The organism is Microbulbifer maximicatervae (SeqCode) (assembly GCF_052468155.1).
Window position 1 is genome coordinate 1526472 of record NZ_CP174335.1, and the last position, 19664, is coordinate 1546135.

Sequence of the window (19664 nt, forward strand, 5' to 3'; positions counted from 1 at the left end):
ATGTGCCTATTATCGCGCGGGCCTACCCGCAGACATCCATTTATGTGGGGCCCCGGCTCCCGCAGAGAAAAACCTGAGTTTAGAGATTTATACAGATGGGCAAGAACGTAGTAGTACTGGGTACCCAGTGGGGCGATGAGGGCAAGGGCAAGATTGTCGATTTGCTAACCGAGAAGGTCTCGCTAGTAGTGCGTTTCCAGGGTGGTCACAATGCGGGCCACACCCTGGTTATCGATGGCGAAAAAACCGTACTGCACCTGATTCCCTCCGGTATCCTGCGCCCCAGCGTAACCTGCTTGATCGGTAATGGTGTGGTGCTCTCCCCGGAGGCGCTGCTGAAAGAGATGGCTGAGCTGGAAGAGCGCGAAGTTCCTGTGCGCGAGCGCCTGCGTCTTTCCCCGGCGTGTCCGCTGATCTTGCCAGTACATGTTGCCCTCGATCAGGCCCGTGAAAAAGCACGCGGCGCCAAAGCGATCGGTACTACAGGTCGCGGTATTGGTCCCGCTTACGAAGATAAAGTTGCTCGTCGCGGTCTTCGCCTGGGTGATCTGTGCAACTGGGATAACTTCTGCCACCAGCTGAAAGAGCTGATTGATTACCACAACTTCGCTCTGACCGAATACTACAAAGTTGACCCGGTCAGTTATGAGGACACCGTTGAGCAGGCCAAGATCTGGCGCGAGCAACTGGTGCCGATGATCACCGACGTTGCCGATCACCTGCACAAAGCGCGCGAGAACGGAGAGCATATCCTGTTCGAAGGCGCCCAGGGTTCCCTGCTGGATATTGACCACGGTACCTACCCGTTCGTAACTTCCTCTAATACCACTGCTGGCGGTACCGCTACTGGTTCTGGTTTTGGTCCTCTGTACCTGGATTATGTATTGGGCATTACCAAGGCCTACACCACCCGCGTTGGCGGTGGCCCATTCCCTACCGAGCTGGACTGCGAAGTTGGTCGTCACCTGGGTGAAAAAGGTCACGAGTTTGGCGCTACCACTGGCCGCCAGCGCCGCACCGGTTGGTTTGACGCTGTTGCTGTGCGCCACGCGATCCGAATCAATAGTATTTCTGGCCTGTGCCTGACCAAACTGGATGTTCTCGATGGCCTCGAGGAGGTAAAGGTTTGTGTGGGCTACCGCAACAGCGCTGGTGAAGAAGTACCAGTACCTTTTGATGCCGCAGGTTGGGAAGGTGTCGAGCCGGTTTATGAGTCTATGCCCGGTTGGACAGAGAATACTTTCGGTGTGCGTCGTGAAGCGGATTTGCCGGCCAATGCACGCGCCTATATCGCTCGAATCGAAGAGCTGGTGGGCGCTCCGGTAGACATTGTTTCTACAGGTCCCGATCGCAACGAAACCATTGTTCGCGAATCTTCCGCTTTGTGCGAAATGGGTATTCACAACGCTAGCGTTTAAGCCCTGACCGCCCGGTTGTGAATGTGCAGTCTGGTGATGGCCTTGCTATTTTAAGTGAGGCCTCTGATCATTAGACCTGTTCCAAGTTATTGGTCGTGCACTACACGCAGGCTTATGACCTGAATTTAACCGGGCTAATTTATGTCATCTTCCGTTTCCGTTGCCAGTCGTTACAGTTTTGCTGAAGAGATCGCCAACAGTGTGACACATGGTGTTGGAGCGCTTCTGGCGATTGCCGGTCTGGGTGTATTGACCGGATTTGCTGCCCTGCGCGGGGACGCTTGGCATATTGTCAGCTCCAGCGTCTATGCCTCCACCCTGATACTCTGTTTCCTAGCCTCCACGCTGTACCACGCAGTCAGCCATATCGGCGCCAAAGCGATACTGCGGACCCTGGACCACTCGTCAATCTTTCTATTGATTGCTGGAACCTATACTCCCTTCACCCTGGTCACCCTGAGGGGCCCTTGGGGTTGGTGGCTGTTCGGTATTATTTGGGGGCTCGCGCTGATCGGATTGATTATTCAGTTCACCCCGCTGAAGAAGATCCGAGCCCTGTCCATCACTCTCAGTGCCTTGATGGGGTGGGTCGTGGTGGCTGCGATCAAGCCGCTGTCGGACAGTCTGGAAACTGGCGGTTTGTGGCTGTTAGTTCTCGGTGGTCTCTGCTACACCGGCGGAATCGCTTTTTATCTCTGGCGCAGCCTGCGCTTCCACCATGCAATTTGGCATCTCTTTGTGCTGGCGGGCGGTATATTGCACTTCTTTGCGGTGCTGTTTTACGTCATTCCCTAATCTTCCCGTTTTGCGGCAGAGCTCACTCTAAAGGTGAGCAGCACGAACTTCCCTCTCATGTGACTGTCCAGTTTAATAGTGGGTGGGAAGTTCAACGGTTACCGGCCAATCCACCTTTCGGATAAGAGTGGCTCGTTCTACCCTTGAGCGAGCAAAAGTTGTGTCGAAGGTAACTCCATGCCCAAATTGCAATGGTTTCAATATCTGTCTGCCATCCTCGTGATAAGCGCAGTTCTCCTGGCTTCCAATACCCATGCACAAGAGAAAGCCGATCCGGCCTTCGAACAATGGGTAAAGGAGTTCCGCAAAACCGCGATTAAGAGTGGAATCTCTGCGGAGGTTTACGACCAAGCCTTTAAAGGGATCACTTCTCCAGACCAATGGGTTCTGGATCGTGCAGCCTATCAGCCCGAATTCAAAGCACCGGTGTGGCAGTACTTTGATAATCGGGTGCAAAAGAGAGCGATTGAACGAGGCAAGCGGGAAAAAGAAAAAATGAAGCCCTGGTTGGACAAGATCCAGAAGCGTTTCGGGGTGGACCCCAATATCCTGCTTGCGATCTGGTCTGTGGAATCCAGTTTTGGCGGCATCCTCGGTAATGACAAGGTAATGCGCAGTGTTATTCGCTCACTGGCAACACTCGCCTATGCGGATCCCCAGCGTAAAAAGTTTGGCCGTCAGCAACTGCTGGCCGCGCTAAAAATATTGCAGGCCGGTGATGTCGAGGGTGAGCACTTGTTGGGCTCCTGGGCCGGAGCTATGGGGCATACCCAATTTATTCCCACCAGTTATCAAGCCTATGCGGTGGATATCGATGGTGATGGTAAACGGGATATCTGGAACTCCATTCCAGATGCGCTCGCGACTGCCGCCAACCTGCTATCCAGTAACGGTTGGCAGCGAGGAAAACCCTGGGGCTATGAGGTCAATATTCCCGCTCGTAAAATGCCTGCAGGGAAGATGTCGGTAGCCGAATGGGAGAAGCTCGGCGTCACACGAGCCAATGGCGAGCCCTTTCCCAGCAAGAAAGCCATTGCCGAATTAAAGTTACCAGACGGTCGCAATGGCCCGGCATTTTTAGTGTTCAAGAACTTCTTTGTTCTCAAGCGTTACAACAATTCAGATCGCTATGCGATAGCTATAGGCCTGTTGGCAGACCGGATTGGCGGCGGTGCGCCTTTGGTAAATGATTGGAAGCGCCCATTTACTCCACTGGATAGTGTTCAAGTGGAAGAGTTGCAGAAGTTGCTCAAACAAAAAGGGTTTTACACCGGAGAAATTGATGGCAAGGCAGGTCCGGGTACCCGCAAAGCGGTGAGTGAATTTGAAAAGAGTGCCGGCGTTGAAGTTCAGGGCTACCCGAGCAAGGAAGTCCTGGAGTTGTTGAAGAAACAATAGAGACTCCCTAAAAGTTCTCATCCGGTAGGAGCGTATCCTGGAGTAGCTCCAGATTCTCGACAACACCCTCGGGTTCACGGAAGTAGGCGATGTGATACATCGCCTCGCCTTCCTGGACCAGAGGGATATTCTGTCGCCCAATAATGATTCCATCCTCATTGCAGATCAGTTGGTCCAGTTCCTGGCCGTATGGATCTGCAATGGTCGCCAATAGGTCGCCCCGGTAGACCTGATCCCCGAGTGCCTTAAGATGATTGGCGATGCCGCTATCCCCCGCGCGAAGCCAACCGCTGCGTCGAGCAACAAATGGCTCTATCACATTTGTCTTCCGGGTTTGCGGCAACATCTCCAAGTGCTTCATCATATTGATCACACCTTTAACTCCGGCGCGGATGCTGAGTTCATCAAAGCGCAGGGCTTCACCAGCTTCATAAAGTAATACTCTTACCCCAAGATCCGCGGCTGCTTGGCGCAGGGATCCATCGCGAATAGAAGCGTTGAGTAGCACGGGAACACCAAAGGCCTTGGCGAGTTTTCGGGTTTGCTCATCGTCCAAGTTAGCGCGAATTTGGGGGAGGTTACTGCGATGTACGGCTCCTGTGTGTAAGTCGATGCCATAGTCGCATTTGGTGACTATTTCCTTGAGGAAGACGTGAGCCATACGTGCGGCGAGAGACCCCTTTGCCGAACCTGGGAATGAGCGGTTTAGGTCGCGCCTGTCAGGTAGATAGCGAGTGTGCTGCAGTACCCCGTAAACATTAACCATTGGAACTGCAACCAGGGTCCCGCGCAATGACTTCAGGCGGCCGCTTTGGATAAGCCGGCTTATTATTTCAATGCCGTTGAGTTCGTCACCGTGTATGGCGGCACAAACGAACATCTTGGGGCCATCTTTTTTACCGCGCTGCACATAAACTGGGATTGCCATTTCTGTGCTTGTGTACAGCCTTACAACAGGTAGGTCGATATGGCAGGACTCGCCCCTGGCGACATGGACCCCTCCGATCTCAAAATCCGAGCGCTCTTCCATAACACTCACGGGCAAATAGATATACCCATAGTGTATAGGCAGATAAGAGTTGACCAGGGCAGCAAATGTTGATGCAGCTGCCCGAGTATTTCGTTACAGCTGCCCGATTGATTGGGCAGAAGTCGTTAGGTTATGAGAGCGGTCCCCGTTTAGCCAGATACCGAGGGCAGGGCTCCAGTAGCCTGAGGGGTGGTACCACAGCCCAGTCTCTACATCCGCGAGCAAATTAGTTCCCCGCCAGGCACTCGGCCCTTGATTGTGGGGGTCTTTTCCTTTCTCTCCTGCCTCCCCACCTTGTGACCACTGAGCGGCACCTTGGGTATCAAAAATCGCGAGTGGCTTGCCGTCGGGGTTGGAAAGGTAATGCTCGATATTGTCGGCAGTCCACTGGCAGAGAATGGCATTGGTTTGAGGTTGGTGAATCCAATGGCTTAAACCTCGGGACTTGCCGTCAATATTGTGAATTTCCCCCCAGATACCCAGGCTGCTCCAAATAGTGACAACGCGGCGCTGGCGGGTTGATTTTCGGTGGGTACATGTCTTGCTTAACCGCCGACCGAAGGGGTCGTAGCGGAAATAGGTTTTAAATTCCCCGCACTCCGCGTGGCTCATCAGGCCCCAGCCGTCGTACTGGTATTGATAATCCTTGCGGCCTGGTATGTTGCTTTCACTAATAATATTGCCGCGCTTGTCACTTTCTGTTTGAGGTTGAGTCGGACTTTGCTGTGCCCGCAGCGGGTTGGTCATTTGCAGGGGAGGGGATTTATCAAAGTGCCAGGAAAGTGCTTGACCGGACTCCATGCCTACCAGGCGCCCAAATAAATATTTGTGATTACTGCGAACCTCTCCTTGAACCTGGAGGATATCTTGGCCTTTGGATTCGGTGCGAACAATGGCTTCACCATTGGCATCGATTCCATACAGGGCTCCACAAGGAGCGAATGTATAAGACAAGTCGAGATTGTCGGAGCTGGCACTCTTTAACCAGCCGCGTTTGTCATATTGATACTGAAGACTGAAATCCCGGATATCGGCACTGTCGTGATGCTCCGCGGTTACCCGACCGCGGCTGTCGTATTTAAAGCGCACTGAGGAAAGGGCATTATCTGCCTGTACCAGCCTGTTATGCTGGTCGTAGTGGAACTCACTATTTTGGCCACTGTTATTGCGAATACCGGTTAATACACCGCTGTTGTTATAATTAAAGTACCAGCGAGAGTCATTATCACAATATTCATGCAGGCTGCCGTCTATATTGTAATGCCAACGCCAAGTTCGATCCTGTGGTGCCTTGTGGCTAACTAATTGCCCGAAGCAGTCATATCCCCAAGTGTAGTTTCCTGCGGGACATTCCAGGCAGACTAGCTCACCGATTGGGTTATAGCTGAGGTCCCAATTGTTGCCGTCGGCAAAATTGATATGACAGAGTCTACCGGCGTTATCATGGTCGCAAAGAATACTTTGGCCGCTATCTCCGTGAATAGCGTTGGTAAGGCCTCGTTCGGAATAGTCCAGGCCGTATTGGTGAATGCCTAGGCGAGCTTCTCGTAGTTCACCGGCACTACCATAGCTCCATTCACGCCACAGTTCGCCATTCATTTTCAGCGAAATGACTCGTTGCCAGTGGTCGTATTCCAGGCCTAGGAGCTTTTTATCTCTACATATCGATTGCAGCTGCCCCTGCCCATCCCAGCTGAAGTCTACCTTGCCACCTTCGGGGTCCCGGATCTGTGTGAGCTGACCCCGATCCGTATAGAGAAATTTCCAGACTTGTTTTGCTGGATCAATGATACGTTCTGGGCGGCCTTTTGCATTGAACTGGAATTGCCACAGAGTCTCATCGTTGATAGATGCCGCACGCAGGTAACCTCGGTCATCGTAAAAGTATCGATTACTCACATCGTGAGAAGTGGTGCGAACCAGTCGGCCGAATTCATCGTGTCGAAAGAAAAGTCTACGGCCATCAGCCTTAATCTCTTCGCAGAGGTTGCCGTAGGAGTCATACAGCCAAGTACAGATACGTGATTCTTGCTGTTCAGAGACTCTCTGACCGAACTTGTTAAAGCGTATATGAATCGGGCCGGATAATTCTGATTCGACTGTGCAGCTATTGTTACTCGCAAGCCAACTTAAGCTAGTGAATAACTCATTTGAATTTAATGAGCAGCATCGATTGTGTTCATCATATATAAATTGATAGCTTCCAGACTCGCTGCTGTGCAGATGAGCCAGTTGAGAATTGTCATATTGATATTTTTCCCTTTTAAGCCCACAGCAGCTTTCGACTAATTGCCCTTCCTTATAGTTGTAAGCGCAGAGGTTATTTTGCCCTTCTACAGCGTGACCGTTCACTAGATTGAAGATATGACCATCTTGGCAGTTAAATTCAATAACCCGGCCCCAAGAGCTGACTATTTTTTTAGGTAAACCTTCTTGATAATCGATAGTTAAGGCGTTTCCAAATTGATCCCTAATTTCTGCAAGTGGTAAAGCGCTGTTCACGCCGTCGGCGCGAAAAATCTTATGATATTGATCGAATGTCGTTAAACGATAACTGTGTAGGCTTTGCCGAAATAACATTAACCGTTCAAAACGATTGTAACAACCATGACCTATAGCGGGTAAATTAAAGGTTACAGATCTGCCCTCGGCAGTGAATAGCTTGACGAAGTGGTCGTGTACAACAAGTTTTTCACTTAAGGAGTGTCGCCAGCCCGCGCCAATGCCAGTGTCCTCGTTGAGGGAAGAGCGGAAATACCTTTTCCATTCAAATGGCAATGGCCCTGGAATAATGACGTCTGTTCGCTCAAAAGCGACTTCCCCTGTATTGCTGACGACGTGTTCAGCGATCTGATGGCTGCGTTCCAGAGCTGGAATTACCTTATTTGCTGGATTGACCCCTGGGAGGTTAGTCAGTTGGGTTGGGCTGCCGTCTACCTCATGCAAGAGGGGAACCATAGGTGCCGAATCGATACTATATCGATTGGCTTCAATGCCTGGCAGCTTTGGCCAAAAATCTTCTCTCCGTAAATTGAGAGAGATGTCTTCTGGTGTTCGCTCAATTTGGGAAAGCCAGCGTATAACTGATGCGGGGTTCTCGTGAGAGAGTTTAATTGTTGGGGGGGTAAGCTTATTGAGTAAGTCGGGTATTAGCTGGGTAAGACGTTCCGGTGTCATTTTGTAGTGTCCGATAAATCAAATCAGCGGTGTAACTTTCGGATTGTTACGTCGGGGGAGCTGGGACGTTCGGTAACACTTTGTTCGTGGGGTAGAATTTGACGCAATGATTGTGAAGAATATTCCAATATTCCTGCAGTAATATTGTCGCGCCCTCCTAGGCGATTAGCATCGTCAATAAAACGATATACACACTCTAATGCCGGACGATGAGTGGCCAGTACGCGCTCTATCGCATGATCATCAAGATATTCAGTGAGCCCGTCGCTACATAACAAAAGGAGTGCGTTTTGCGTGAGTTTCCAGCTATTTATATCCGCCTCTACACAGCTGGAAACCCCCAAGGCACGGGTAATATGGTTGCGAACATTGGACTCTTTGGCTTGCTCGGGGGTTAATTGACCTGAATCAATCATCTCCTGTACAACGCTGTGATCTCGTGTAAGGCGCTGCAATCCATAATTGTTCCACAGGTATGCGCGAGAATCGCCAATATGTGCAACGATTAAAAAGTCGCGCCACATGACCGCGGCAACCAAAGTTGTTCCCATATTGGAAAACTGGGGGTTCAGGTTTTTGGTGTTGATTAGAGCTGTATTTGCGCTGTTGACTGCGTCGATAAGGGTGGCGCGCAATATAAGCTGTTGCTGTTCAGACGTGCAGGAGAAAAAAGTGTGTTTCAGCAGGTCATCGAGGTGGGCTTGAACCGTCTCAGCTGCAATTTTACTGGCGGTTGCGCCACCGGTGTAACCGCCCATGCCGTCGGCCACCACTATATAGGCAAAAGGCTGTTCCGCAGATGCGTACCAGCGAATACTATCTTCGTTTTCCTCACGAACCTGACCAATGTCAGTACGCCCGTTGACCGCCAGACTAATTTGATCCATGTCTGGTGCAACTCCCCTTTAATAAAAAGCAATACAATGCGGCGCAATATTATTACAACCGATCACCGAAGGTAATGTTAACTTGCTCGCATGCCAAGTTTGAAATACTTTTCACTGATTTGCGATAATAAGAGCTTTACCTCTCTACAGAAAAGGCTTTTAGCCAGCTAAAAAAGGACCCATAGGCAAAATGCCCCGTTTGCCCAGGCTCAATTTGATAAACGTTCCTCAACATATTGTGCAGGTAGGTCACAATAATCTGCCCTGTTTCTTTGATGAGGAAGATTACCAATATTATTTGATTAGTTTGCGTAACGCGTCAGACCAATATGGCGTTGACGTTCACGCATATGTTTTATTACCCAATATGATTCAGATCATAGCTACGCCCACGATACCGGATGGGATATCATCTATGATGCAATCCCTTGGACGTCGCTATGTTCAATTTGTTAATCACCGTTACAAGCGCTCAGGAACACTATGGCGGGGGCGTTATAAGTCCAGCTTAATTGATTCTGATGCGTACTTACTGACGTGTTACCGGTATGTGGAGTTACGTCCCCTCTATTTGGGGTTAGCTGATTCTCTTGAAGACTATGAATGGTCAAGTTTTAACCATCACACAAACATTAAGAAAGATAATTTGATTAAGGATCACCGTTTGTATCTTTCTTTAGGGAATACCGTGATGGAGAGGGCACAATCTTACAGGAAGTTATTTCAGTATAGCTTTGATCGAAAGTTGCTCGACTATATCGCTGAAACGATTAAGTTAGGCCATGTGCTTGGCGGGGATGCGTTTAAAGAGAAAATTGAGCAGATTGTTAACCAAAGAGTGCGACCGCTTAAGCGTGGTCGCCCTAAAAAAGCAAATAAAGTCGAAAAAGAACCAAAAGAAACTGCCTAGCTAAAACCTAATGTCGGGTTGAGGGCGTTAAAAGGCCATAAGAAGTAGGGTAATTAAGCCCTGTCAGCAGGTGACAAATTGTGAGTAGGCCCAGCATTTCAACGGGATTTCAGATCCTTGGCGATAACAATAAGGAAAAACCAGTTATGGATTTTGGCACTGATAGATTGAAAGTTGCGATCCTGGGTGATTTCAGCGGGAGAGCGAGTCGCCGCCAGTGTGAACCCGAAACGATTTCCAGTCGAAGGGTATACCTGTTGAACCGCGATACCTTTGAGGGCGTTTTTTCTGATCTAGGTGTGAGTTTGCAGTTACCCGTACTGGATCGCCCGCTGGGATTACCATGCTTTGATGATTTGCACCCAGATTACCTTTATAGCCGTTTGCCACTGTTTAAGAAGTTTATTGAGCTGGAGCGCAGGCTGCTCGATCCGCGTCAGTTCCAGCAGGCTGCTGAGGAAATTCAACAGTGGAAACCAGAGTTAGCCACTCAGCAGGGCTTGGCTCAGCGCGATAGCGAGCAGTCGATATTGGATGAAATCCTGGCTGCAGGTCGAGAGCGTAATGCAAAGGAAGGTCAAAATACTTTCCAGGTTGACCAGCTAATCAAAGATATTGTCGCTCCTTACGTGCAGAAAAGTGAGGACCCTCGCCAGGGTGAATATCTAAATGCCCTGGCTGAAGCTACGTCTGATGCGATGCGTAAACTGATGCATCACAGTGATTTTCGTCAGTTAGAGGCTAGTTGGCTGAGTCTGCAACTTTTACTGAGACGTGTCGAAGAGCACGGGAACCTGGATTTTTACTTAATAGACGTTAGTAAAGAAGAGCTTCTAGCTGATTTTGTTGAAGCCGAAAGCGACTTGGAAAAGTCGCAGACATTTAAGTTACTGGTTGAGCGTGAAACAGCTTCTGGAAATATCCCCTATAACTTAGTCATAGGGGATTACTTTGTTACTGATGAGGAGCGAGACCTTCACCTGCTGATAGATTTATCCACGATTGCAGAAGCTGCGGGAAGTGCACTTTTATTGGGTGGGGATCCAAAATTAGCAGGCTGTCCAAACTTGTCAGGTTCAGTAGATCCTGATGATTGGTACTATCCGTTGAGCGATCAGTTTGCGGAAAGTTGGCAGGCGGTCCGTGAATACTCTGCTAGTGAGCATGTTGCGTTGGCTGCTCCCAGATTTATGCTCAGACTCCCCTTTGGGAAAAATACCTCTACAACAGAGTATTTCAATTTTGAAGAATTAACCCCAGAGCAGGGTCATGAATATTATCTTTGGGGTAATAGTGTTTATTTGTTGGGTTTAGCTGTTTGCCAAGGTTTTTCTCAAACTGGAAAATTACAGCCGCCTTCGTCTGCAAGCTATGAAGACCTACCCCTTCATTTACGCAAGTTACCCAATGGCGAATTATTGACGCCCTGTGCAGAAGCGCTCCTGACAGATAGGGCAGCTGCAAAATTTATGCAGGCTGGCATTAGCACTATGCGTTCGGTGCAAGGGCGGGATCAAGTCATTCTTCCGAGCTTTAGTTCTCTGAGTGGCGGTACACTCAAAGGCCCTTGGGTGTAAGTGTAGGGGTTGGATCTTTACAGGAATATGCAGGCAAAAATCTACCTGAAGACTATGAATAAACCACTATTGTGAGTCAGGAATAAATGGATCTAATTCTATCAGTATTGGCCGACCCTTCTGGCGCCAATATGCTTAAACATACAAAACTGTTCACGAAAGCTGGTGGCAGTTTGGGTCGCTCTGCCGATAATTATTGGGTTTTACCCGATCCAGATCGAGTGGTTTCCTCAAAACACGCACAGATTTCCTTTACCGATAATCAGTTTTTTCTGGTAGATACTAGTACTAATGGAACCTATTACAATGATTCAGAAAATCCGTTAGGAAAGGGAAATCAAGTCCCATTAAAAGAGGGCGACATGATCGTTCTCGGGGAATATAAATTGAAAGTTTCATTGCGACAGCCTAAGGAAGAGGGAGATCTTCCCAAAGGTCTGGGAAGTGCAGATTTTCTCGATACCTCGGATCGAACAACATTCAGCGCGGATGCCATGGCAAAAATGCAAAGCCAGGCAGAAGCGAAAGAATTGGATAGTTGGCTTGAGCCGGGTTCCAGCCCGCAGTCAGATGTGGCTCAAACTGGGGAGTGGGGCTCGATTGGGCTGGGTAATCAGGCCAATACCCCAACTAGCGATAGTCTTCTCACCTCGGAATCGGGCCCTCTGGACCCACTTGCTGCCTTTGGCCAATCTGACCCGTCTGGTCTTGTTGGTGGTATTCCTGAGATGTCACCCGTCGGTGGCTTAGTGGGTTCTACGGGTCAGCAGCAATCCAGTAATCAATGGTCTGATGATGAGTGGTGGAAAGATGGTAGTGACGATGATCATGTGCCAGCTGACCAGCACTCAATGCAAATAAACCCCCAGCCGATACCGGAACCTGTTGTTGAGACGGTTGCGGTGCCTGAACCTCAAGTGGTATCTCCGCAGCCGCAAGTTCCTATGGGTGGTTTCCAGGGGATTTCACAGCAACCTGTCGCAACTCCGATACCACAACCTCAGGCTATGCAGCCACAGCCACAGCCACAGCCACAGCCACAGGCACAGCCACAGCCACAGGCAATGCAATCTCAGCCCTTAGGGCAGCCCCAAGGGTTTAATCAGCAGCCAATTTCTCCGCCTGCTCAAGATAACCCCTTTGCAGACTCTTTCGCTGCTATGCAGGGGCAACAAGTTGATGGCGCTCCAGGGTTTGGTTCCGGGCAATCGTCCTCGCAACCGCAACCGCAACCGCAACCGCAACCGCAACCGCAACCGCAACCGCAACTACAGCCAAAACCAAATCCACAACCGGATTTGGCTGCCCAAGCTCAGCAGTTTTCGCATTTACAGCAATCCCCAGTAACTCAGCCCACAGGTTCTTCAGGGGGGAGCGTTTTTGCATCTACTCTTGGCCTGAATATGAACCCGGTCCAGTTGCAACAGGCGGACCAGCAAGCAGCTGAAATTGTCCGGGAAACAGTAGCTCGTCTTATTGACCTTTTGCGCGCAAGAAACAGCATTAAGAATGAGCTGCGTGTGCAGCGAACCATGATTCAAACGGAAGCTAATAATCCGCTGAAATTTAGTGCTACGGAACGGGATGCATTGGAAGCCATGTTTGCGGGTACCGGTGCTTTTATGAATCCCGCTGAGGCAGTGAAGGATAGTTTTGATGATTTGTCAGATCATCAAGTTGCAGTTTTGGCTGGAATGAGAGCAGGTTACAACGCCATGCTCAAATTCTTTAGCCCGGAAAATATTGAGCGCAGACTGGGGAATACTTCCGGCGTTTTTGGAAACAAAAATGCAAAAAAATGGGAAGGATTTACTGCAATTTACAGGGAGCTAGTTGGTGATCCGGATAATTGCTATCGCAAATTGTTTGGTGATGAATTTGCAGTTACTTATGAAAATCAATTATCAGAGTTAAAAAATGCGCGAAGCATTAAAAATTAATAAGTTGACGGAAAAGAAGGAATTGCTTGTGTCGATTAAAAAATTATTTCAGGTCAGTTTAATCACTGTTTTGGCAGTTGCAGTTGTTGGTTGTCAAACAACGAGGCGGACTCTAAATCTGGATACCAGTCTCGAGTTGGTTGTAGAGACACAGAATGACGTGAACCCAGATGATGATGGTCGAGCTTCTCCCGTTGTTATACGAGTGTTTATGCTCGCGGACGAGCGCCAGTTTGCCCGTGAAGATTTTCTTAACCTTTACGAGAATGCTCAATCCCGCCTCGGCAAGGATTTGATTGATACTGTAATCCTTAAAGAGTTTGCTCCAGGGGAACAGCGTATAGAAGAGCTGGCTTTAACGCCGGACGTAAAATATATCGGGCTTCTAGCTGAGTTTGTACAGTATCAGGATGCAGAGGCACTAATGGTGCTGCCAATTACAGACCACAAAAAAAATGAATATGAAGTATCGCTGGCCGATGTGCGAATTGGTTCGCCAGATGATATTGCCAAGCGTCGTCGAGCAAAATTGACTACTCGTGGCAGTGAAGATGATAGTGGGGAAACAGTAACAATCTCCAAAGAAGATTATGAAAGAATGAAAAAAACGCTCCCGGATATGCAGCGGTCTCAATAGGGCAGAAATTATTGCCCAGGCATTAAAAATTGCTGCCCTGGAAATATTACGAGAGCTTTTTAAGGAACATTTATGTCGGCAAACAATAAAGTGATCTGGAGCGAGGGCATGTTTTTACGCCCTCAGCATTTTCAACAGCAGGATCGCTATCTCGAACAGCTTGTCGAAGCGCGCACAGCTCCGCTCGGGCCTTATACCTGGGGGATTGTAGAGCTGGCGATCGATAGTGAGCCATTATCGATGGGAAAAATTTCTCTATCGAGAGTGAAAGCTGTTTTTCCCGATGGTACCCCGATACTTGCCCCTGAAAATGAGCATTTGCCGGATGTTCTGGATGTTCCGGTTAATACTCGTGATGAAATAGTCTACCTATGTGTGCCGATGAAGCGCCCAGGTAGTCAGGAGTCGATTCGAGATCAAGAGGATTTCCCGCAGGCACGTTATCAGGCTTCGAACTTTGATGCCCGTAATAGTGCGGCGTCTTCTGGTGAGTCTGCGCGTATCCAAGTCGGAAAGTTAAGAGCTTGTCTCAAATTAGGTAGTGATGATTTGAGTGGCTATGCTGCGGTTGGGGTTGCTCGAATTAAAGAGCGCCAACCGGAAAAGCCGGTAGAGCTTGATTCTGACTATATCCCACCGCTGTTAAATGCGGAGACTTCTGCAGTTATCAATGCATATATTGAAGAAGTAAAAGGATTGCTCGACCATCGAGGCTCGGCTTTGGGTCATCGTTTGAGCGACAGCGGAAGAAGCGGATCTGCAGAAATTGCTGATTATTTGTTACTGCAGGTTATTAACCGCTTTGAACCCTTATTAAAGCAGATCACGGCTCAGCCCCGATTACATCCGCACAACTTATTTCTTGAATTATTGCAGTTGGCAGGCGAACTTTCGACGTTTACTGCTCAGTCTAAGCGCCCTCCAGAAATTCCAGTGTATGCACATGAAGACCTGCAAGTAAGCTTTGCTGGGCTGTTTTCAGCGCTTAGGCAGTCGCTCTCCACAGTGCTGGAGCAAACAGCGATTGCAATGGAATTGGTGCAGCGCAAATTTGGGATATATGTTGCGCCGGTTACTGATCCTTCATTATTAAAATCAGCCAGTTTTATTATGGCCGCAAAAGCGGATATGCCTGGCGATCTATTGCGCAGCCGCTTCCCCACGCAGGCAAAAGTTGCCCCTGTCGAGGCGATTAGAGAACTTATCTCTGCACAGTTACCCGGCTTGACTCTGCGCCCCCTTCCCGTGGCTCCTCGACAAATCCCCTATCACGCAGGGTTTACTTACTTTGAGGTGGAGCGTAGTGGAGAGTTATGGCAGGCCATGACTCGCTCGGGTGGTTTTGCAGTGCATCTGGGCGCAGAGTTCCCTGGATTAACTATGGAACTCTGGGCCATAAGGAATAATTAATATGAGTAATGACAGCTTTACTCCTCCACGGGCCCCTAATGCTGGGGATAGAACGGTTTTGATACCGACACCCGGTGCCGCAGCGGCACCGGCACCGGCAGCAGCTCAGGCTCAGCCACAGTTCTTTGCCAGCCAAGATGCCCCGGTCGAGGCTCAAGTCCGCAACAGTCTTAATCCATTGGTGTCTGCGGCTTCGAAATTGTTAGGCGTAATTATCAAATTGCGCACAACGATGAATCACGCCAACGTACCTGATTTGCACAAGCGACTTACTACGGAAATCCAAAGCTTCGAGCGTGAGGCAAAGCAACTGGCTTTAACACCTGAATCAGTGCTAACAGCCCGTTACTTACTATGTACTGTCGTGGACGAGGTTGTTTTGACCACGCCTTGGGGTACAGCTAGCGGTTGGAGCCAGCACTCTCTACTTAGCCTATTTCACAAAGAGACTTTTGGAGGGGAGAAGTGTTTTGTCATTTTGCAGCGCATGCTGGAAACTCCCGCAAGTCATTTGGAACTCCTTGAGCTTTTTTACCTGTGTTTGAGCTTGGGCTTTCAGGGTAAGTATCGGCTCGTACAGCGTGGACACGAACAAATAGAACAGATTCGTGATGAGCTCTACAGAACAATTGAACAGCATAAGCAGCCAATGGACCGAGATCTTTCGCCGCGTTGGCAAGGATGCGTAGAGCGAAAATCCCGGCTGATTCACTATATACCCCTCTGGGTGATTATGAGTGTTGTCCTGGGATTGTTACTTGCAACTTATAGTGGTTATCGCTGGTGGCTCTATGAAACGACGACACCGGTCGCAGACCAGATTTTAGATTTGTCCAAAAGTGATGATGAGTCTCCGCAAGGAGAAGGGTAACACTCGGGCTGATATTGATCCTGGGTATGGTCGATACCCTGGAAGACGGAGCAATTCATGAAACGCTTGCGTAACTTTTTTACCAATAAGTGGGTGTTGGGGCTCATAGGGCTCTCAGCTCTTTCCCTCCTCATTTGGTTTGCGGCTGATTACATTAAGTTTGGTAGTGATAATGCCACGCTTTCTCACTCTGTCCGACTAACTATTATTGTTTTTATTTTTGCTATTTGGCTTGTGTGGAATATCAGCCAATGGTTGGTAGAGAGACGCCAAAACCAGGCTTTAATGAAAGGCATTGAGGAATCACAAGAAGCCGATTCTACAGATCCAGACGAAGAACGCTCGCTGGAAGAGTTGAATGCTCTTTCTGGTCGCTTCCGTGAAGCGATGGGTGTATTACGTAGTGCTCGGTTTAAATCTGACAAGGGACAAGTTTCCCTTTATCAGCTTCCCTGGTACATCATTATTGGGCCTCCCGGTTGTGGTAAAACAACAGCCCTGGTGAACTCCGGGTTGGAATTTCCTCTGGCGCAGAGTCATGGGAAGGAAGCCCTGGGTGGGGTAGGGGGCACCCGTAACTGTGATTGGTGGTTTACCAATGATGCAGTTTTAATTGATACCGCAGGGCGTTATACGACTCAGGACAGTCACCGGGTTTACGATAATAGCGCTTGGAAAGCTTTTCTGAGCTTATTGAAAAGATACCGCCGCCGCCGCCCGATCAATGGTGCTCTGGTTGCAATTAGCTTGCAAGATTTAATGGTGCAAACTGAAGAGCAGCGCCAACACCAGGCAAAAATTATCCGCCAGCGTGTAAATGAACTGCAACAAGAGTTGGGTATTCGCTTCCCGATTTATCTCACTTTCACAAAATGTGACTTAGTTGCAGGGTTTACAGAGTTTTTCGACAACCTCTCTCAAGCTGAGCGTGAGCAAGTTTGGGGAATGAGTTTTCCCCGTGAAGCTAACGCCACTGTAGGGGCCCCTCTCGATAATTTCAAAGCAGAATTTGAGCAGCTGATAGAGCGTTTGAACCAACGCGTATTGTGGCGTGTTCATCAGGAGAGGAATGTAGAGAAGCGGGCGTTGTTGCAAGGTTTTCCTGCCCGAATGGAAAGCCTTACAGATATTTTGACAGATTTTGTAAAGCAGACTTTCGGTCCAAATCGTTACGAAACCGTCCCTATGGTCAGAGGGGTCTACTTTACTAGTGGCACTCAGGAGGGCAGTCCTGTTGACCGTATGATGTCCTCCGTAACTGCTGATTTTGGACTAGAGCGTAGCGTCGGGCCAAAATTCCAGGGTGTTGGTAAGAGCTTTTTCTTGCATCGACTATTGAAGGATGTCGTTTTCCCTGAGGCTGAATTAGTGGGCGTTAATCGCCGGATTGAGTCAGCTAACCTTTGGTTACGCCGGGGAGTTTTTGCTACTTTGGCGGGAGGCTTTGTCGGAGCTATTTTCTTATGGAGTGGCAGTCTCGCACAGAATAAATTATCCATGGGAGAGGTTAGCGATAATCTCAGCGCATACCAAGGAGCAGAGAGTGAGCTGAAAGGCAAAAATATTACGCCCATCAGTGCCTTAAATTTGTTAGAGCCTTTAAAGCGGGCTAGTGCGGTCTACGACCGTGAGGAACATCCGTGGATTGGCAATTTGGGGCTTTATGACACCAGAATTGATACTGCGGCAAATGATCTCTATCGCCATAAATTAGAAACTATTTATCTTCCCGCTTTACTTCGTGATATAGAGAGTGACTTAAGTCGTCTCGGAAGTAATGATCCCGCTTTGGTAAGTACTCTCAAAACCTATTTGATGTTTTTTAATCCAGATAAAATGGATTTGAAAACCATAGAGGCTTATTACACTGCTCGCTGGGAGCGTCAGTTACCCGGTGAAGCCGGGAGGCAGGAAGAGCTGCGCTACCACCTGGATCAACTATTTATTCAGCCTCTCCCCAATTCAATTGAAGAGAATGAGAGGGTGGTAGCTCGCGCGCGACAGCAACTGCGTCGTATCCCTGTACCTCAGCGGTTATTTGCTCAACTACAAAATAGTGACTTCGGATTGACCCCTGTAGATCTCTACCAGGAAATTGGTGGAGACACTCAGCAAATTTTTGGTATGGGAGCCAATAATCCAAACTTCACGATTCCCTTCCTTTATACAAAGGCGGGTTATAAAGAACTGGACTTTGGAGCGGACTCTCAGCTGATGACAAATATGGCTGAAGAGCGCTGGATTTATGGTGGAGATCTGAGTGGCGAGGACTTTACCGAAGCCGATCGTGAAAAGCTTGGTGAGGAAGTAAAACGAATCTATCTTGGGGAGTACTTACAGCGTTGGCAGGGTTTCCTTGGCGGGTTCAAAATTCAGAGATTTGGTAGCACTTCACAGGCATTGGATGTGTTGTCAAAGTTGTCTGATCCTATTTACTCACCCCTGCTTGCGATTACTGAGATAACTTCAGATAACACTCGTCTGACTCTTCGTCCTGAGGTTCCAGTCGATGCTTCTGGGGTACCGCTACCTGTATCCAGTACTACTCGAAAGTTGGGACAAGCCGCACTGGGTAGTGCAACCAGTGCCTTGCAGGATCATTACAAGCCAAACATTGTTGATGTTAGGTTTGAGGAGGTCCAGCGAATCACTCAGAGTGAGAAGGGGCGACCAGCGCGTATCCAAGAATACCTGGATACTATTAATAAAATTCAGGAATACCTCACCGAGATCGACAGCGCTCCCGATTCGAATCAAGCGGCCTTTGGACGTGCCAAAGCGCGTTTTGCCGGCGGTAGCGATGCGATTAAACAGTTAAGGGTTAAGGCTGCTAATGCGCCAGCACCTTTTGACCAGTGGCTGACAGATATTGCTGACAGCGCTTGGGGGCTGGTAATGGCCAAGACTAAGGCGCATATCAACCGTGTCTGGCGTGAAGAGGTGTATCAAAGCTATAGCAATAGCCTGGCAAACCGGTACCCACTGCGTAGCGACCGTGATCAGGAAGTGCCGGTGATGGAGTTTAACCAGTACTTCAAGCCAGGTGGTATTGAGGAGAAATTTGTCAATCAGTATCTGAAGCCATTTGTGGATACCAGAAATTGGAAAATCAAATACGTTGAAGGGCAGGGCATTAGCCTTTCAAGGGAAGCTCTTTCCCAGTTGCGTCGAGCTGAACGTATTCGCAAAACTTTCTTCAGTGCTGGCGAAGGAGCTTCTTACTCCTTCCGTATTGAGCCTACGAAACTGGATTCCAGTGTTCGTTTGTTTGAACTTGAACTTGGAGAGCAGCGAGTTCCATACTCCCATGGCCCTAAAACCACTAAAAAGCTGACTTGGCGTGGTGGTGAAAGTAATCGTGTCCGCATTATCTTTGAAGATCTGAATGAGACTGTTCATCGCAAGCATTTTGAAGGGGACTGGGCATGGTACAGACTGCTAGCGAGCTCAGATTTGGAAGCCGGGCGAAGTAATGCAGAGCACTTTGTCACTTTCTCTGAGGAAGGGCGAAAGGCTCAATTTAAATTGATTGCATCTAATGTAAACAATCCGTTCGACCGCAGTTTACTGCGCGGATATCGATGCCCTGAGACCCTGTAGACGGAGTAGATGAT

General features: G+C 48.9%; 13 protein-coding genes. 10 read left to right on the forward strand and 3 right to left on the reverse strand.

Annotated features, from left to right (window positions below):
• Positions 1-95 precede the first annotated feature (95 nt).
• The 3 genes from ACJJIY_RS06575 to ACJJIY_RS06585 all read left to right on the forward strand — a co-directional run bounded on the left by ACJJIY_RS06575 (position 96) and on the right by ACJJIY_RS06585 (position 3611).
• Positions 96-1418, forward strand: a complete 1323-nt coding sequence (locus ACJJIY_RS06575; RefSeq protein ID WP_413664100.1) for an adenylosuccinate synthase — start codon at positions 96-98, stop codon at positions 1416-1418.
• A gap of 141 nt (positions 1419-1559) precedes the next feature.
• On the forward strand, positions 1560-2213 hold the full coding sequence (gene trhA, locus ACJJIY_RS06580) for a PAQR family membrane homeostasis protein TrhA (protein ID WP_282930278.1): 654 nt from the start codon (positions 1560-1562) through the stop codon (positions 2211-2213).
• A 177-nt stretch (positions 2214-2390) separates the two neighbouring features.
• Positions 2391-3611 carry a lytic murein transglycosylase gene (locus tag ACJJIY_RS06585; RefSeq protein WP_445359321.1) on the forward strand — a complete coding sequence of 407 codons (1221 nt, stop codon included), beginning with the start codon at positions 2391-2393 and terminating at the stop codon, positions 3609-3611.
• 7 nt (positions 3612-3618) lie between these two features.
• Here the strand turns inward: ACJJIY_RS06585 and ACJJIY_RS06590 are convergent, their stop codons facing one another.
• The 3 genes from ACJJIY_RS06590 to ACJJIY_RS06600 all read right to left on the reverse strand — a co-directional run bounded on the left by ACJJIY_RS06590 (position 3619) and on the right by ACJJIY_RS06600 (position 8705).
• Positions 3619-4641 (reverse strand): succinylglutamate desuccinylase/aspartoacylase family protein, encoded by a 1023-nt coding sequence (locus ACJJIY_RS06590; protein WP_445359322.1) that lies wholly within the window; start codon positions 4639-4641, stop codon positions 3619-3621.
• A 93-nt stretch (positions 4642-4734) separates the two neighbouring features.
• A complete protein-coding gene (locus ACJJIY_RS06595; RefSeq protein WP_445359323.1) occupies positions 4735-7818 on the reverse strand; it encodes a DUF6531 domain-containing protein in 3084 nt (1027 codons plus the stop codon).
• Between the two features lie 23 nt (positions 7819-7841).
• The gene (locus ACJJIY_RS06600; RefSeq protein WP_444895433.1) at positions 7842-8705 is read right to left on the reverse strand and encodes a Stp1/IreP family PP2C-type Ser/Thr phosphatase; all 864 of its coding nucleotides are present in this window, start codon (positions 8703-8705) and stop codon (positions 7842-7844) included.
• 190 nt (positions 8706-8895) lie between these two features.
• Between ACJJIY_RS06600 and ACJJIY_RS06605 the strand changes: the two genes are divergently transcribed.
• The 7 genes from ACJJIY_RS06605 (at position 8896) to tssM (ending at position 19650) form a co-directional block, all read left to right on the forward strand.
• Positions 8896-9615: a transposase gene (locus ACJJIY_RS06605; RefSeq protein ID WP_444895432.1), complete on the forward strand. Its 720-nt coding sequence runs from the start codon at positions 8896-8898 to the stop codon at positions 9613-9615.
• A gap of 80 nt (positions 9616-9695) precedes the next feature.
• Positions 9696-11192, forward strand: a complete 1497-nt coding sequence (locus ACJJIY_RS06610; protein ID WP_445359324.1) for a type VI secretion system contractile sheath domain-containing protein — start codon at positions 9696-9698, stop codon at positions 11190-11192.
• Between the two features lie 86 nt (positions 11193-11278).
• A complete protein-coding gene (gene tagH, locus ACJJIY_RS06615; protein WP_445359325.1) occupies positions 11279-13132 on the forward strand; it encodes a type VI secretion system-associated FHA domain protein TagH in 1854 nt (617 codons plus the stop codon).
• Complete coding sequence (gene tssJ, locus ACJJIY_RS06620; protein WP_444895429.1) at positions 13110-13769, forward strand: type VI secretion system lipoprotein TssJ; 660 nt, start codon at positions 13110-13112, stop codon at positions 13767-13769. The genes tagH and tssJ overlap by 23 nt, the downstream gene beginning before the upstream one ends.
• 72 nt (positions 13770-13841) lie before the next feature.
• Positions 13842-15179, forward strand: coding sequence for a type VI secretion system baseplate subunit TssK (gene tssK, locus ACJJIY_RS06625; RefSeq protein WP_413664108.1), 1338 nt, complete (start codon positions 13842-13844; stop codon positions 15177-15179).
• Position 15180: 1 nt separating this feature from the next.
• On the forward strand, positions 15181-16050 hold the full coding sequence (icmH, locus tag ACJJIY_RS06630) for a type IVB secretion system protein IcmH/DotU (protein ID WP_445359326.1): 870 nt from the start codon (positions 15181-15183) through the stop codon (positions 16048-16050).
• Between the two features lie 57 nt (positions 16051-16107).
• The gene (gene tssM, locus ACJJIY_RS06635; RefSeq protein WP_444895428.1) at positions 16108-19650 is read left to right on the forward strand and encodes a type VI secretion system membrane subunit TssM; all 3543 of its coding nucleotides are present in this window, start codon (positions 16108-16110) and stop codon (positions 19648-19650) included.
• The last annotated feature ends 14 nt before the right edge of the window (positions 19651-19664 follow it).